This is a genomic window from Pseudomonas sp. 29 (assembly GCF_002754355.1).
Classification (GTDB): Bacteria; Pseudomonadota; Gammaproteobacteria; order Pseudomonadales; family Pseudomonadaceae; genus Aquipseudomonas; species Aquipseudomonas neuropathica.
Genome location: NZ_PEEY01000001.1, coordinates 6,398,575 through 6,414,591, shown reverse-complemented (window position 1 = coordinate 6,414,591; position 16,017 = coordinate 6,398,575). Strand labels below are relative to the sequence as shown.

The 16,017-nt window shown below is 58.2% G+C and carries 11 protein-coding genes and 1 pseudogene; 6 read left to right on the top strand and 6 right to left on the bottom strand.

What is annotated here, in order from left to right; genetic code table 11:
* Positions 1-7 precede the first annotated feature (7 nt).
* Positions 8-877, bottom strand: a complete 870-nt coding sequence (locus tag CLU80_RS29750) for a LysR family transcriptional regulator (RefSeq protein ID WP_093431107.1) — start codon at positions 875-877, stop codon at positions 8-10.
* Positions 878-955: 78 nt separating this feature from the next.
* Here CLU80_RS29750 and CLU80_RS29745 point away from each other — a divergent pair, with 78 nt between their 5' ends.
* Together CLU80_RS29745 and hppD are read left to right on the top strand one after the other, a co-directional pair.
* The gene (locus tag CLU80_RS29745; RefSeq protein WP_099759282.1) at positions 956-1,903 is read left to right on the top strand and encodes a DMT family transporter; all 948 of its coding nucleotides are present in this window, start codon (positions 956-958) and stop codon (positions 1,901-1,903) included.
* A gap of 245 nt (positions 1,904-2,148) precedes the next feature.
* Positions 2,149-3,225 carry a 4-hydroxyphenylpyruvate dioxygenase gene (hppD, locus tag CLU80_RS29740; RefSeq protein WP_093431113.1) on the top strand — a complete coding sequence of 359 codons (1,077 nt, stop codon included), beginning with the start codon at positions 2,149-2,151 and terminating at the stop codon, positions 3,223-3,225.
* An 86-nt stretch (positions 3,226-3,311) separates the two neighbouring features.
* Here hppD and rarD read toward each other — a convergent pair whose 3' ends face one another.
* The 4 genes and pseudogenes from rarD to CLU80_RS29720 form a co-directional block, all read right to left on the bottom strand.
* Complete coding sequence (rarD, locus tag CLU80_RS29735) at positions 3,312-4,193, bottom strand: EamA family transporter RarD (RefSeq protein ID WP_093431116.1); 882 nt, start codon at positions 4,191-4,193, stop codon at positions 3,312-3,314.
* A gap of 202 nt (positions 4,194-4,395) precedes the next feature.
* Positions 4,396-6,504 (bottom strand): annotated as a pseudogene (locus CLU80_RS30760) (acyltransferase family protein).
* 112 nt (positions 6,505-6,616) lie between these two features.
* Complete coding sequence (locus CLU80_RS29725; protein ID WP_099759281.1) at positions 6,617-7,630, bottom strand: aldo/keto reductase; 1,014 nt, start codon at positions 7,628-7,630, stop codon at positions 6,617-6,619.
* 335 nt (positions 7,631-7,965) lie between these two features.
* Positions 7,966-9,276, bottom strand: a complete 1,311-nt coding sequence (locus tag CLU80_RS29720; protein WP_099759280.1) for an MFS transporter — start codon at positions 9,274-9,276, stop codon at positions 7,966-7,968.
* A gap of 171 nt (positions 9,277-9,447) precedes the next feature.
* On the opposite strand from CLU80_RS29720, the gene CLU80_RS29715 reads away from it, so the two are divergent.
* The 3 genes from CLU80_RS29715 to CLU80_RS29705 all read left to right on the top strand — a co-directional run bounded on the left by CLU80_RS29715 (position 9,448) and on the right by CLU80_RS29705 (position 13,772).
* Positions 9,448-10,566 (top strand): sugar diacid recognition domain-containing protein, encoded by a 1,119-nt coding sequence (locus CLU80_RS29715; protein WP_093431128.1) that lies wholly within the window; start codon positions 9,448-9,450, stop codon positions 10,564-10,566.
* A 217-nt stretch (positions 10,567-10,783) separates the two neighbouring features.
* Positions 10,784-11,923, top strand: coding sequence for a glycerate kinase (locus CLU80_RS29710; RefSeq protein WP_099759279.1), 1,140 nt, complete (start codon positions 10,784-10,786; stop codon positions 11,921-11,923).
* A 223-nt stretch (positions 11,924-12,146) separates the two neighbouring features.
* A complete protein-coding gene (locus tag CLU80_RS29705) occupies positions 12,147-13,772 on the top strand; it encodes a methyl-accepting chemotaxis protein (RefSeq protein WP_099759278.1) in 1,626 nt (541 codons plus the stop codon).
* Between the two features lie 69 nt (positions 13,773-13,841).
* On the opposite strand, the gene CLU80_RS29700 is transcribed toward CLU80_RS29705, so the two are convergent.
* A complete protein-coding gene (locus CLU80_RS29700; protein WP_099759277.1) occupies positions 13,842-14,573 on the bottom strand; it encodes a hypothetical protein in 732 nt (243 codons plus the stop codon).
* A 231-nt stretch (positions 14,574-14,804) separates the two neighbouring features.
* Between CLU80_RS29700 and CLU80_RS29695 the strand changes: the two genes are divergently transcribed.
* Entirely contained in the window at positions 14,805-15,992 is a 1,188-nt protein-coding gene (locus CLU80_RS29695; protein WP_099759276.1) for a pyridoxal phosphate-dependent aminotransferase, read from the top strand.
* Positions 15,993-16,017 lie beyond the last annotated feature (25 nt).

Genomic DNA, 16,017 nt, shown 5'->3' with positions numbered 1-16,017 from the left:
CCGCTCATCAGTGCTTCATTCGCGTCGCCAGCGCGATAAAGGCCAGAGCGGCGGGAGATGCCTGGCGCCGATCAAGCACGGCGAGTCCGACCTGACGTTGTACGGCGGGCAGCAATGGCCTCTTTACGTAGCGAGGCGCTGCCTCTTGCGGCAAAGAACCTTCGGCGACAATCGTGATGGCGTCGCCACGGCCAACCGTATCGAGTGTGCTGAGCAACTGCGAGCAGCGATAGCGAATGTTCGGTTGCAAACGCGCGGCCATGAACAGTCGCGACACCAGCTCCGCAGAACCCGCTTCGGTCAGGACAAACGGTGCATCGCACAAATCCTTGAGGCTCAACGCGGTTCGGGCTGCCAGCACATGGCCCACCGGGAGAAGCGCAACCATCTGGTCTTCGATCAAGGTGAAGGTGTCGAAGCGCTCCTCTGGCAGCACCACGAAGCCGATGTCGATCCGCCGCTCCTCCAGCCATTGCGTCACTTGTCGATCCGGCCCTTCATCGATGTGCACTTCGATGCCCGGATGCGCCTCGCGATATTGCCGCAGAATGTTGGGTAGCAACTTGATCGACGAAGTCGGGCCGAACGAGCCGATGCGCAAGGTGCCGCTTTTCATGCCGCGCGCATCGGCGGCTTCCTGGCGCAAGGTGTTGGCCAGCCCGAGCATGGCGCGGGCGCGCAGCAGCAATTGCTCACCGATGTCACTGAGCTCCACGGACGACTGATGCCGGCGCAGCAGTTCGACACCCAGTTCCTGCTCCAGCGACTTCATTGCGTGGGACACCGCCGACTGCGAAATCCCCAGGCGATGGGCCGCGAGGGTGAAACCGCGCAGTTCGGCGACCAGCGAGAAGATTTCCAGTTGTGTGAGGGTCATGAGTTTTTGCTCATTTTACGATGATGTGAAATGAGGTGAATGATACGGCATTCCTCAAAAGCTTTGGTCTGGAGCCTCATGCGCAACGTCGGGCAACTGCACACAACATCATCCGACATCCCGGTTTATCTGACACTCGCGATGGTGACTATGGTTTGGGGTGGCACCTTTGTCGCTGGACGTTTTCTCGCCGGCAGCCTGAGTCCAGTGTTCGCCGCCAGCCTGCGTTTCCTGCTCGCCAGTGCGGTGCTGCTCGGCTTTCTGTGGCTGGCGCGGATCCCTTTGGCACGGCCGACTCCACGACAATGGCTGCACCTGGCGCTGCTGGGGTTCTTCGGGATCTTCTTCTATAACCTGTGCTTTTTTTACGGCCTGCAATACATCAACGCGTCGCGCGCTTCGTTGATTGTGGCGTTGAACCCGGCGGTAATCGGTCTCGCCTCGTGGTGGTTGTTTAAAGAGCGTCTGGGAAGACTTGAAACTGCTGGTATCGCGATCTGTATTGGCGGTGCTGGCCTGGTGATCGTCAGCCGCAATCCGCAATGGCTGGCCGCAACGCCGCAGGCATGGATCGGCGATCTGTTGATTCTCGGCTGTGTGCTGGGGTGGGGCGTTTATTCGTTGTTTTCCCGTGATCTGAATCGGACGTTAGGGCCGGTGCAGACCGTGACGTACTCGATCCTGATCGGCACACTCATGTTGTGGGCTCTGGCGGCGGTACGCGGCGAGCTGAGTTGGCAGGCGCTGAATAATCTGGGCGTGGCGCAATGGCTGAGCCTGCTGTACCTCGGTGTCCTGGGCTCGGCGCTGGCCTACATCGGCTATTACGATGGCATCCGTAAAATCGGCGCGACGCGCAGCGGGGTGTTTATCGCGCTTAATCCTTTGACGGCGGTCATCCTTGGCGCGCTGCTGCTGGGCGAACAGTTGACACCGGCCATGTACCTCGGTGGCGCGCTGATCCTGAGTGGCATCTACCTGTGCAACAAACCCCTTGCACCGGGCGCGAAAAAGCGGATTTTATAGGGAGGGCAGACAAGCCTATTTACGCTGTGTAGAATCGGGTTACGCATACAATAATAATCGTCTTCTGGCAGCAGAAGCCTCGCCCGCAAGAGCCTTGGGTCGACAATGAAGATATTCGGGTTTCAACTGATCTACGGTGACTTCCTCGCCCGCAGTGTGCGTGGCATCTCCTGCGCGCCACCCACCGACCTCGCATGACTGACAAATAACCCTGGTTAATTGATAAGAAATGATGAGGCGCCACCATGGCAGATTTATACGAAAACCCAATGGGCCTGATGGGCTTTGAATTCATTGAGCTCGCATCGCCGGTGCCGGGCACCCTGGAGCCGATCTTCGAGATCATGGGCTTCACCAAAGTCGCGACCCACCGCTCCAAGAACGTGCACCTGTACCGTCAGGGCGCGATCAACCTGATCCTCAACAACGAACCGAACAGCGTGGCGTCGTACTTCGCCGCCGAACACGGCCCATCCGTGTGCGGCATGGCGTTCCGCGTCAAGGATTCGCAAAAAGCCTACAACCGCGCACTGGAACTCGGCGCTCAGCCGATCCATATCGAAACCGGTCCGATGGAGCTGAACCTGCCGGCGATCAAAGGCATTGGCGGCGCGCCGCTGTACCTGATCGACCGTTTCGGCGAAGGCAGCTCGATCTATGACATCGACTTCGTGTTCCTTGAAGGCGTTGATCGCAACCCGGTCGGTGCCGGCCTGAAGATCATCGACCACCTGACCCACAACGTCTATCGCGGTCGCATGGCCTACTGGGCGAACTTCTACGAGAAGCTGTTCAACTTCCGCGAGATCCGTTACTTCGACATCAAGGGCGAGTACACCGGCCTGACCTCGAAAGCGATGACCGCACCGGACGGCATGATCCGCATCCCGTTGAACGAAGAGTCGTCCAAAGGCGCTGGCCAGATCGAAGAGTTCCTGATGCAGTTCAACGGTGAGGGCATCCAGCACGTTGCGTTCCTCACCGATGACCTGATCAAGACCTGGGATCAGTTAAAGAAGATCGGCATGCGCTTCATGACCGCGCCGCCAGATACTTACTACGAAATGCTCGAAGGTCGCCTGCCGAACCACGGCGAGCCGGTTGATCAACTGCAATCGCGCGGCATCCTGCTCGACGGCGCCTCGGAGCAGGGCGACAAGCGCCTGCTCCTGCAGATCTTCTCGGAAACCCTGATGGGCCCGGTGTTCTTCGAATTCATCCAGCGCAAAGGCGATGATGGTTTCGGCGAAGGCAACTTCAAGGCCCTGTTCGAGTCGATCGAGCGCGATCAGGTGCGTCGTGGTGTGCTTGCTACCGAGTAATCGGCCACTGAAATGAAAAAATCCCGGCCTGCTGAAATGCAGAGCCGGGATTTTTTTTGTAGATCAAAAGATCGTAGCCTTCGCTTTTAAGGACGGCGTTGGCGCATCAGGTGTTTGAAGCCTTCGAAGACCAGCACCACAACGGCCAGCCAGATCGGAATGTACGTCAGCCACTCCCCGGACTTGATGCTCTCACCGAGCAACAACGCCACACCGAGCAACAGCACCGGCTCAACATAACTCAACAAACCAAACAGACTGAACGGCAGCAAACGGCTGGCAATGATGTACACCACCAGCGCCGATGCGCTGATCAGCCCCAGTAACGGAATCAGCCACATCAGCCCCGGGTACTGGTCAAACACGCCAAAGCCTTGCTCGCCACCCTGCACAAACCAGTACGCCACCGGCAGCATCAAGGTCATATCGACCCACAAGCCACCCAGGTTGTCAGTCTTGAGGTATTTGCGCAGCACGAAGTACAGCGGATAGCCGACCACCACCACCAGCGTCGCCCAGGAAAACCCACCGACCTGATACAGCTCATTGAGCACGCCCAAACTGGCGAAGAACACTGCAATTTTCTGCAAATAAGACAGGCTCTCGCCGTAGGCAATCCGCCCGGTCAGCACCATCGCCAGTGGCAGCAGGAAGTAGCCCAGCGACACGTCGAGGCTGTAGCCATTGAGCGGCGCCCACATGAACAGCCACAGTTGCACGCCGAGCAGGGCAGAGGAGACGAGCAGGCCGGCGATCAATTTCGGTTTTGCCGCCATCAACCGCACCAGCTCCAGCACCCGCCGCCATTCTCCGGACACCAGCATGAACACGGTCATGCACGGTACCGTCAGGAGCATCCGCCAGCCAAAGATCTCCACGCCGCTCAACGGTGTGAGCAACGAGGTGTAGTAATACATGACGGCAAACAGCACCGAGGCTGAAACCGATAGAGCGATACCTTTAGACAAACTGTCCTCGCGGGTTGATGGTCAAACGGGGCGCGAAGGATACGTGGTTTTTGTGCTGAATATTGGGCAGATGCTCAATATTCTTCACACATATACCGTCTAGGCGTTGCCGCACACTGCGATCTTTTGGTCTTGCCTTTAAAAGTCGAAGATCGCAGCCTGCGGCCATTCCTCCACAAGCGTAGTCAGTGCCAGGAAAACATCACTGAGCAACCTTCAACGGATTACCGAAGCGCTTGAGGTACATCTCGCCGAACTTGTAAGAGGCGTAATCGGTGACGTGACCAATATCACGATAGACCGGCAAGCCATCGACGGTGGTCATACACGCGTCGTCTTTGCATTGCACGATTTTCGGGTCAATGACGATCAAGCCGGGATATTCAGCCTTCAGGTCATTGAAGAGTTTTTCCAGCACCGGCTCTTTGGCACCTGACCATGGCGCTGTGGCGCAGAGACTGCTTTGCTCGGCACTGCCCATCAAGCCGCGCAACTTGACCTGTTGCAGCAGGCAGGTGTTGATCCCGGCAGGCATGGGCAGCGTGTTTTCCAGAAGGACCGGCGTAGCGCCTGACTCGACAATCTTGTCCAGCGCCTTGCGGATCGCGGTGCCGAGGCGTTGTTGCGACAGTTCCGGGCTGCGCGGGTCGTCCCGTCTGGTGACGATGTCGTCGTCGAGATAGGCCTCCCAGAACTGACCCACGATCACATACTTGAAATGCTGCTTCGCAATCATCTCGTAATAGCGTTGAGTGGCGTTATGGCATTTTTGATACAGCCCGTTCGTGTATTTACTCTCGTCATAGAGGTAGATCCCGGGCAAGGCCAGGCACGCCGGGTAGCCCTGTGTGAGGACGGCAAGGTTGGCATCCCTGGCCAGTGTTTCAACGAAACCCCAGTAATGATTCGAAAACGAATCGCCCATCAGCAATATTTGCGGCGCGGCCTGCACGGCGCCTGATATGCAGCCAGGATCGGCGCCATCGCTGACGCCCAGGCATCCTTCCCGATTGGCTGGAACAGAGGCTTTCAAGCCATTGAACACCTCGTTATAGCCTTGGTTGAAACGGTCGGGCCAGCCTTCATGCCTGACACTGGCAGCGTGGAGCAGCGACAGACCGATAGCCGGTACGATCATCAGCACGACCAGCGTTTTGGCAAAGCCGAGCCTGGCCTTTCGAAACCGGTTTTCGACCAGCACATAGCAGAGCCAGGCCATAACGAACGTCGAAACAAAGTAAAAGATGGTCATCGGCAGGGTGAGGGCGATGCCCATGTAACTCATCACCGCCAGTATCGGCCAGTGCCACAAATACAAGGAGTACGAGAGCGTGCCGATAAACACCAGCGGTTTGAAGGCCAGCAGTTTCGAGGTGATGCTCGCATCACCAATACCCTGAAACAACAACGCTGCAGTGGCCAGGCACACGGCAATGGCGTGGTACTGCGGGAAGCCCGGCAGGATATCGTCGAGGGTGGCGCAATAGATGATGGTGACAAGCGCAAGTGCACAGACCAGAGAGGCGCTCAGGCGATTGAGCCTGAACTTGCCTGTGCCGAAGATGACTGCGCAGCAGCCAATCATCAATTCGAAAATTCGCGCGGTGAAGAAGTAGTAATTTTTTTCTGGATTGGCGTAAGACAGGTACAGCGCGAGCGCCATTGCCGCCAGGGTCAAACCGAGCACCGCCGCTTTGAAAACGCTTTTTGCCAGATAGCGGTTAAGCAACCAGAGGCCCAGCGGCAGGGCCAGATACCACTGCCATTCGATGGCCAGTTACCAGGTGTGCAGCAGTGGCAGGCTCGCCGTATCCGGCGTGGCGTAACCCGTTGTCACTTTGGAAAAGTATTGGTTGGAGATGATTAACGACGTGTACTTTTCGCTTTTGAGAAAATCGACATAGTCATCGGGCAAATACAGCAGCGTGCTGACTATCAGCGTAACGACCAGCAACGCAATCACGGCCGGTTGCAAGCGCCAGATTCGACGCGTGTAGAACCCCGAGAAAGTGAACGTGCCGTTGTTCAGCGATTTCATGATGATCGCGGTCGTCAGATAACCCGAGATCACGAAGAAGATATCGACGCCAATAAAACCGGACGGAAAAAACGTCAGACCACCGTGAAAAATCAATACCAACAACACCGCGATTGCGCGCAGTCCGTCAATATCCGCACGGTATTCAATCGACGGTTTGCGTTTACCGGTAGCCGCATTCGCTTGCGATGAAGAGCGCAGCTTATCGCCTGGCAGTTTGAACAGCAGACTGCGCAAAAGCTTGCTGGAAACCGCAATGGGGCGATTGGGCATTTATCAGTCCTTGGTTATTTCTGAACGATCAATCAACTCATTCCGTTTGATCGCGCTTTGACCGCTGAAAAAACAGCCGAGGGTGTCGGTTGTCGAAGGGAGGCGGGCAAACTCAAGCCTGGTGCGGTTTACGCCCCGACACAAAATGACTCACATCGTTGAATCCAGGTGTCGATGAGTGCCCTGGCGTGACCAGCGAATCGATAAAAGCCTCATCTTCAGCGCTGATCTTCACGGCCTGCGCCTTGGTGTACGCATCCCATTGCTGCTCCGTCCGTGGTCCGACGATCGCCGACGTCACAGCACTGTTGTTCAACACCCAAGCGATCGCAAACTCCACAGTTCCGACGCCGCGCTGCTCGGTGTACTGCTGAATCTGTTGGGCAATACGCAGCGACTCGACGCGCCATTCGGTTTCCAGAATGCGCTTGTCCTGACGCCCGGCGCGGCTGTTGGCGTCCGGTTTGGCGTCCGGTGCGTATTTGCCGCTCAGCACGCCCCGGGCCAGCGGGCTGTAAGGCACCACACCAAGACCATAGCTTTGCGCTGCTGTGATCTGCTCGGTCTCGGCCTGACGGTTAACGATGTTGTAAAGAGGCTGGCTGATCACCGGGCGGTCAACACCGAGTTTATCGGCGATACGAATCACCTCGGCGATCCGCCAGCCGCGATAGTTGGACAAACCCCAGTAGCGAATCTTGCCCTGACGGATCAGATCGCCAATCGCCGACACGCTGACTTCAAGCGGTGTGTTGTGGTCTTCACGGTGCAGATAATAAATGTCGAGATAGTCGGTGCCGAGCCGGGTCAGGCTGGCATCGATGCCATTGAAGATATGTTTGCGGCTCAAGCCGCTGCGGTTTGGCACGCCGTCCACCGGGCCGAAACCGACCTTGGTCGCCAGCACCCATTCATGCCGATGCCGGGCAATTGCTTCACCGACGATCTCTTCGGAGCGGCCGTTGGTGTAGACATCGGCGGTGTCGATGAAATTGATCCCCTGATCCCAGGCTTTGTCGATGATGCGCAGCGAATCCTCTGCGCTGGTCTGCTCGCCAAACATCATCGTGCCGAGGGTGAGGGTGGACACCTGCAAGCCCGAGTGCCCGAGTGTGCGAAAGCTCATGCCGAAATCCTTTTGTCGGTGGGAAAGGGTTAATCAAATACCAGAAGCGTGCAATGCGGCAAAGTGAATTATTGGCTAGACACAGCCCTCACCCTAACCCTCTCCCGGAGGTAGAGGGGACCGACCGAGGTGTTTCAAAGAGGTACGCCGACGTGCAATACCGAGTCGAATTCAGATCCTGAATAGCCCGGCAATCGGCTCCCTTTCCCCCTCGCCCCCCTAGGGGAGAGGGCTGGGGTGAGGGGGAAAAGGATCTACAGAACACCACAAACTCCAAGCCGAACCCCCAATAAAAAACGACCCTGAAAAGGGCCGTTCTTCCGCGCATCAAAAACTCAAGCCCGCAACGTCCGCGTCATGCGCAACGCCAGCAGACTCCCGCCCACAATCACACCCGCCAACAGATACAACGCCGCATCGGTCGAACCGGTGCTGTCCTTGACCCAACCCACCAGGTACGGACTGAGGAACCCAGCCATCTGCCCCATCGAGTTGATCAACGCCAGACCACCGGCCGCAGCTCCGGCGCTCAACATGGCCGTCGGCACTGGCCAGAACATCGGCAGGCCGGTCAGTGCGCCCATGGTGGCAATGGTCAGACCGAGAATCGCAATCGCCGGATTAGCCGCAAAATTCACCGCAATCACCAGACCGATCGCGCCCATCAGCATCGGCACCACCAAATGCCAGCGACGTTCTTTACGAAGGTCCGCCGAGCGCCCGACCACCAGCATGAACACCGCCGCCAGCAGATAAGGAATCGCACTCAGCCAGCCAATCACCAGGTTATCGCTGAAGCCAAGGTTCTTGATAATCGACGGCAGCCAGAAGTTGATCGCGTACACGCCGCTCTGGATGCAGAAGTAAATCAGGCCGAACGCCCAGATCGCCGGCTTCTTGAACACCGCCAGCAGCGAGTCGGAGGTGGTTTTCGGTTTGTTCGCCAAATCTTCGGCCTGATCCGCTTCCAGCACTGCACGCTCATGCGGGCTCAGCCACGTGGCGTTGGCGAAGCTGTCGCTCAGCAGGAACCAGGCGAGGGCGCCGAGGATTACCGTTGGAATGCCTTGCAGCAGGAACATCCACTGCCAACCGGCCAGACCGCCCTGGCCTGCAGCAAAGTGATTGAGGATCCAGCCCGAGAAAGGGCTACCGAGCAAACCGGACACCGGGATCGCCGACATGAACAGCGCCATGATCCGGCCACGGCGGAAGGTCGGAAACCACTGCGAGAGGTACAAAACAACGCCCGGGAAGAACCCGGCTTCAGCCGCACCGGTGAACAGGCGCAGGGTGTAGAACTCGGTCGGGGTGGTGACGAACAACAGGCAGGTCGACAGCGTGCCCCAGGTGATCATCATCAGCGCGATCCAGCGCCGTGGGCCGAATTTGGTCAACGCCAGATTGCTCGGTACGCCGCACAGCACGTAGCCGATGAAGAAGATACCGGCACCGAGGCCGTACACGGTTTCGCTGAATTTCAGGGCATCAAGCATCTGCAATTTGGCAAATCCAACGTTGACCCGGTCGAGGTAGTTGAACAAGTAGCAGATGAAAATGAAGGGGATCAAACGCAGGGTGATGCGTTTATAAACGGCGTTTTTACCGTCATCGATGGTCTGGGTAGCTGCGGCGCTCTGCGACATAGCGGCTCTCTCTTTATTATGATTTTTTGCGATGCAAAGGTTAACGTTGATCGCCCCGAGAGTCTCGGCCACCTTTGGCTGGATTGTCTTTGTGCCTGCGCACAGGGTTTGCCGTCAGACCCTGTGCGGGTGAACAACCGCCAGTGCCATAAATCAAGGATTGCCGCCGCTATGTTTGAACTCGATCACGACCTCGCCCAGGACATCGTCGACCGGGCCATGGCCATTTTGCCCTACAACGTCAACGTGATGGACAGCCAGGGGTTGATCCTCGGCAGTGGCGAACCGGAGCGCATCAATACTCGTCACGAAGGTGCGCAACTGGTGTTGGCCAATGGGCGCGTGGTGGAGATCGACGCGCAGACCGCTGTGCATTTGAAAGGCGTGCAACCGGGGATCAACCTGCCGCTGTTGCTCGATCAACGCTTGATCGGAGTACTTGGCATCACTGGCGAACCGGAGCAGTTGCGCACTTACGCCGAACTGGTGCGCATGACCGCCGAAATGCTCGTTGGCCAGCGCAATCAACAGGCCGAGCAACAATGGCGGCGCCAGCGTTGTGATGATTTGCTGGCGCTGCTGCTGAGCGAGGCGGGGGACTCGCCGCGTCTGGTCGATGAGGCGCAGCAACTTGGGCTCAAGCCGCAATTGACGCGAGTGCCGTATCTGTTCGAGCTGGGCCTTGAACATGGGCCGGGGCAAACCGTCGAGGCGTTGAGTGCCTGGCTGACGTCGCGTTATCCCGATAGCTGGTGCGTGAGTTCGGCGAAGTCATCGCTGTTGTGGTGCCGCCCGGCAAGTCAAAACGTCGAGCATGATCGCCTGCTGGAAAAACTCGACAGCCTCGGCTGGAAGATTCTGCGCATTGCCGTGGGCGGGCAGGCCGATGGACTCGCCGGGCTGCGCCGTTGTTATCGCCGCGTGGGCGACTTGCTCGCCTATGGTCGCGAAGTGTTGCCGCATTCGCGATTGCTGACGCTGAACCGTTATCGATTGCCAGTGATGTTGTGGCGGCATCGTAACGATGATGCACTGGACGAATTGCTTAAGCCGCTGCGCAAGGTGATCGCTAAGGACGGCAACGGCCAGTTGCTGGCGACGCTGCGCAGTTGGTGTGAGCACGATGGCCAGAGTCAGGCCTGCGCCGATGCCTTGGGCATTCATCGCAACAGTTTGCGTTATCGGATGGAGCGGATTGCTGAACTGAGCGGGGTTGATCCGCTGCGGCTCGATGGGATGCTGGCGCTGTATCTCGGGGTGCAGTTGCTGCCACAGACTGATCCGGGTTAATTGGGCGTCTTCAAAGACGCCATCGCGAGCAGGCTCACTCCTACATTTGGAATGCATTCCCCTGTAGGAGTGAGCCTGCTCGCGATGGCGGCGGTACATTCACCGCACAGCCTTTTGTGAAAATGAACAATAAACGCCCCCGCCACTTGTGCAGCGGACAGGCGTCAAGGCGCATGCCGACTGGCAGCATGAGGGGCATTGCAACCGGAGAATTCCCATGAAGATCGTCATCGCCCCCGACTCGTTCAAGGACAGCCTCAGTGCCCAAGGCGTCGCCGAAGCCATTGCCCTCGGCCTGGCCCAGGTCTGGCCGCAGGCAACGATGATCAAATGCCCGATGGCTGATGGCGGCGAAGGCACGGTCGAATCGATTCTGGCTGCTTGCGAAGGCGAACTGCGCCGCACCCGCGTGCGTGGCCCGCTGGGCACAGCCGTCGACGCCGCGTGGGGCTGGTTGCCGCACAACCACACCGCAATCATCGAAATGGCCGAGGCCAGCGGCTTGCAATTGGTGCCGCTGGGACAACGCGATGCCTGCATCAGCAGCACTTTCGGTACCGGCGAACTGATTCGTGCGGCGCTGGATGCTGGTGCGCACCGGGTGATTCTGGCGATTGGCGGCAGTGCCACCAACGATGGTGGTGCCGGGGCGATGCAGGCGTTGGGTGTGAAATTGCTCGATGCGCAACATCAGTCGCTGGTGCCCGGCGGCTTGGCACTGGCGCAACTGGCGCAACTGGACCTGAGCGAACTCGACCCGCGTCTGGCGCAGGTGCGTTTCGATATCGCCGCTGATGTGAACAATCCGCTGTGTGGCCCACACGGTGCCTCGGCGATTTTCGGCCCGCAGAAAGGTGCATCGTCGGCGCAAGTGCAGCAACTCGATCAGGCGTTGGGGCACTTCGCCGAACTGTGTGCACACGCGTTGGGCAAAGACGTCCGCGATGAACCGGGTAGCGGTGCGGCGGGCGGTTTGGGCTTTGCGGCCAAGGCTTTTCTCGGCGCGCAATTTCAAGCCGGGGTTGAAGTGGTTGCCGAACTGGTGGGCCTCGCCGAAGCGGTCAAAGGCGCTGATCTGGTGATCACCGGAGAAGGGCGATTCGATGCGCAGACGTTGCGCGGCAAGACCCCGTTCGGCGTCGCACGGATTGCCAAGCAACACAACGTGCCGGTGATTGTCATCGCCGGGACATTGGGCGAGGGTTACCAAGACCTCTACGATTACGGTATCGATGCGGCATTCGCCGTGACCAGCGGCCCGATGACGCTGGAGCAGGCCTGCGCCGAAGCACCGCGCCTGTTGCGTGAACGGGCGACGGACATCGCCCGCGTCTGGCAGATGGCCGCCAAACGCTGAGCCAGATCGGCAGCTCCTACACCAAGCGACCAACTGTGTTTCATTGTTGTAACACCCTGAAAAATAATTTCTCTTGACCCGCAATCTTCCTAAAGCCTGGCCGATACAGCTAACAGGCGCGCACCAAACTTCCTGAAAACAGCGACGCCAGACTGAGCCCGTCCCCCTAGGGCCAGTGACGACGCATGGACGCTCGTGGTTTCTATCTTTCGAGAGCTCAACTATGTCCCTGCGTAACCTGAATATCGCGCCCCGTGCCTTCCTCGGTTTTGCCTTTATCGCCTTGTTGGTGATCGTGCTCGGCGTGTTTGCCGTCAACCGCATGAGCACTATCCGTCAAGCCTCGATCGACATGGAGACCAACCAACTGCCCAGCGTGACGAACCTTGGCGTGGTGACGGAAAACGTTCTGCGTCTGCGGATTCTGTCGTTCCGGATTCTGGTCAACCGTGACCCTGCCGGTCTGCAAGAGGCGCAAACACGCATTGGCGTGCTGGTAGACAAGGTACGCAGTGCTCAGGCGAGTTACGCTGCGCTACCTGCCGAGGCCGATGAGCGTGCCTTGTATCAGGCTTTCGCGACGACGCTCGACAACTACCTGCAAGCGCAAAACCAGATGATGGAGCTGTCGCGTCAGGACAAGGTCGATGAGATGCGCACGCTCATCAACACGCGGATCAAGGACGGCACCGACCAGATGGGCGAACAGCTCAACAAGCTGATCGCAATCAACGCCGCAGGTGCGAAAGTCGCCTCGACTCAGGCCGGTGAGCATTACGACAGCGCCATTACCGGCATCGTCATTGTTGCCGTGATTGCAGCGTTGGCGACGGTGTTGTTGGCACTGCTGCTGACCCGCAGCATCGTCACCCCGCTGAACCGCGCCGTACTGGCCGCGCAAACCATTGCCGACGGTAACCTGAGCAAAACCATCGAAGTCGACGGCAAGGACGAAGCGACGCAGTTGCTGCAGGCGCTCGCCACCATGCAGAGCAACCTGCGCAAAACCATCGAACAGATCGCCGGTTCCGCCACACAACTGGGCGCCGCTGCCGAAGAACTCAGCGCGGTGACCGAAGAAGCTTCCCGTGGCCTGCAGCAGCAGAACAACGAAATCGAGCAAGCCGCCACCGCTGTCAACGAGATGACCGCCGCTGTCGAAGAAGTGGCGCGCAACGCCGTGTCGACCTCCGAAGCCTCGAACCAGTCGACCCACGCCGCCCGCGAAGGTCGCGATCAAGTGGTGAAAACCGTCGACGCGATCCAGACGATGACCCACGACGTGCAGAACACCGCGCAGATGATCGAAGGCCTGGCCGCGCAGGGCCGTGATATCGGCAAAGTGCTCGATGTGATCCGCGCCATCGCCGAACAGACCAACCTGCTGGCCCTCAACGCAGCGATCGAAGCCGCCCGCGCCGGTGAGGCCGGGCGCGGTTTTGCCGTGGTCGCGGACGAGGTTCGGGCATTGGCTCATCGCACCGCGCAGTCGACCCAGGAAATCGAAAAAATGGTCGCCGGCATCCAGAACGGCACCGGCGAAGCGGTGTCGTCGATGCAGCAAAGCAACCAGCGCACCCAGACCACCCTGGAAATGGCCCGCGCCGCTGGGGTTGCGCTGGAGCAGATCACCCAGTCGATCCATCAGATCAACGAACGCAACCTGGTGATCGCCAGTGCCTCGGAAGAGCAGGCGCAAGTCTCGCGCGAAGTCGACCGCAACCTGGTCAACATCCGCGATCTGGCCACGCAATCGGCCGCCGGGGCCAACCAGACCAGCGCCGCGACCCACGAACTGTCACGTTTGGCAGTGGATTTGAATGCGATGGTGGCGCGTTTCGTGATTTGAAAAAAATGGAATTGTCTGAAGTGGGCTGAAACAGATTATTGCTTCAGCCCGTTTTGACAAATCGCTGTTTCAAGGAAGGTCTACATGAATATTCACGAAGGCTGAGAACGGACCGTAATTTCCTGCGCGATCCTTGATTCTGTAAAAAGCAAGTTTATTGCCGGAGCCATGCGCACGGATAATCTCGCCACTCAGTTTAATAACAGTAGGTGAGTTCGAGTCATGCACCGTAGTAATGATGACAGGACTATTCGTAAATGAGCCATAGTGACATTCGATACTGTCGCAGGCTCGTTGCTGCAGATAGACGGGAATGATTCCCAAAACTTCATCGCCGTGCTCGTCTAGATACTTCTGTGTAATCCCGTCACGGATGATCTCTGGCGGAAACTGTACGATTTCTCCAGGATTGCCGTAGTTTGGAGCTGTTCTATCGATCGTAAAAGGCGTGCTCTCTGACGTCGCTGGATTCCCTGCTGTATTCACTATGTACGAAACCTCGTGTACGCCTTCCTGTTGCAGGTATTGCTCGAGGATATAGACTGAAAATGGAAAAAGCCCTGGATCAATAGGCGTCGTGAAAGAAACTTCTTCCACTCTGGTCCCGTTTAAAAGCAGCGTCAATTTTACGGGTACGCTAACTGGATGATCTGAATTCGCCCATTTCTGAATCACTATTTGCAGGGATGCTGCCAACGCACTCAATGGCAACAAGTTAATTTGACTGCCAGGGAAGTTTACTAACGCGGCGGGGATTTCCGGTGGGGCCAGTTCGAGAATTTCTTTATTAAGATTTGTCATTGTTTAACGCTCCGTTGTTTCGATAAGAAAGACCTGCAAATGTTTCCGCAGGCTAATTAAGGGGGCGTTCTTGAAATTGGTCTACTGTCAACTCTGACAGGTAGGCATCCGACCGGAAATCGAGCACAGTACGAAGTTTTTCTTCAAATCCATCTTGCGGACAAAACGGCTGGCGCGTTTCGTGATTTGAGATACGGTGAAGGCTGGAGACCGCGCAATCAGGAGACGTACATGCGCTATTCAGCCTTGACCCAACGAATCGCCGGGGAGGGAGCCGCTGCCTGGCAGATTCACGACCGAGCGCTGGAGCTGCGCGCCGAGGGTGTCGATATCCTGCTGCTGAGCGTGGGCGACCCGGATTTCGATACACCGCTGCCGATTGTCCACGGCGCGATCGACAGTTTGCTGGCGGGCGATACCCATTATTCCGAAGTGCGTGGCCGTTTGGCGCTGCGCAAGCTGATTGCCGACCGCCATCGTCGGCGCAGCGGTCAAACAGTCGATGCTGACCATGTGATCGTCATGCCCGGCGCGCAATGCGCGGTGTATTCAGTGGCGCAATGCTTGCTGGATCCGGGCGATGAAGTGATTGTTGCCGAACCGATGTATGTCACCTACGAAGGCGTGTTTGGCGCTTGCGGCGCGACGGTGGTGCCGGTGCCGGTGCGTCCGGAGAACGGCTTTCGCGTCGACCCGGTCGATGTCGCTGCGCGCATTACGCCGAAAACCCGCGCGATGCTGTTGAACAGTCCGAACAACCCCAGCGGCGCGAGCCTGTCACTGCTGATCTGGCAAGAACTGGCGGCGTTGTGCATCCGCCATGACTTGTGGCTGATCAGCGACGAGGTCTACAGCGATTTGCTTTACGAAGGTCAGCACGTCAGCCCGGCGAGTCTGCCGGGCATGGCCGAGCGCACGGCAACAATCAACAGCCTGTCGAAATCCCACGCCATGACCGGCTGGCGCATCGGCTGGATGATCGGGCCGAAGTCGTTGGCCGAGCATTTGGTCAATTTGTCGCTGAGCATGTTGTTTGGCCTGCCGGATTTTGTGCAGAAAGCCGCAGAGATTGCGTTGCAGTCAGACCTGCCGGAAGTGACGCAGATGCGCGAGGAATATCGCCTGCGCCGGGATCTGGTGTGCGAACGTTTGAGCGGTTGCCCGGGGCTGTATCCGATCCGTCCGGATGGTGGCATGTTCGTGATGGTCGATGTGCGCCAGACCGGTCTCGGCGCACAGGCGTTTGCCGAACGGTTGCTGGAGGGCTATGGGGTTTCGGTCCTCGCCGGTGAAGCGTTCGGGCCGAGTGCGGCGGGGCATATTCGTATTGGTTTGGTGGTCGATCGGGTGAAACTCGCGGATGCCTGTGCGCGGATTGCCTTGTGTGCGGCGCAGCTTTTACAGGCGCGTAGTGCCTGATGGTTTTGGGTTGCCTGTCCAGGCC

Excerpts from the sequence above, each read along its gene's own strand:
- CLU80_RS29750 (WP_093431107.1), bottom strand. The coding sequence starts at position 877 with ATGACCCTCACACAACTGGAAATCTTCTCGCTGGTCGCCGAACTGCGC.
- CLU80_RS29745 (WP_099759282.1), top strand. The coding sequence starts at position 956 with ATGCGCAACGTCGGGCAACTGCACACAACATCATCCGACATCCCGGTT.
- hppD (WP_093431113.1), top strand. The coding sequence starts at position 2,149 with ATGGCAGATTTATACGAAAACCCAATGGGCCTGATGGGCTTTGAATTC.
- CLU80_RS29725 (WP_099759281.1), bottom strand. The coding sequence starts at position 7,630 with ATGAGCTTTCGCACACTCGGGCACTCGGGCTTGCAGGTGTCCACCCTC.
- CLU80_RS29720 (WP_099759280.1), bottom strand. The coding sequence starts at position 9,276 with ATGTCGCAGAGCGCCGCAGCTACCCAGACCATCGATGACGGTAAAAAC.
- CLU80_RS29715 (WP_093431128.1), top strand. The coding sequence starts at position 9,448 with ATGTTTGAACTCGATCACGACCTCGCCCAGGACATCGTCGACCGGGCC.
- CLU80_RS29710 (WP_099759279.1), top strand. The coding sequence starts at position 10,784 with ATGAAGATCGTCATCGCCCCCGACTCGTTCAAGGACAGCCTCAGTGCC.
- CLU80_RS29705 (WP_099759278.1), top strand. The coding sequence starts at position 12,147 with ATGTCCCTGCGTAACCTGAATATCGCGCCCCGTGCCTTCCTCGGTTTT.
- CLU80_RS29700 (WP_099759277.1), bottom strand. The coding sequence starts at position 14,573 with ATGACAAATCTTAATAAAGAAATTCTCGAACTGGCCCCACCGGAAATC.
- CLU80_RS29695 (WP_099759276.1), top strand. The coding sequence starts at position 14,805 with ATGCGCTATTCAGCCTTGACCCAACGAATCGCCGGGGAGGGAGCCGCT.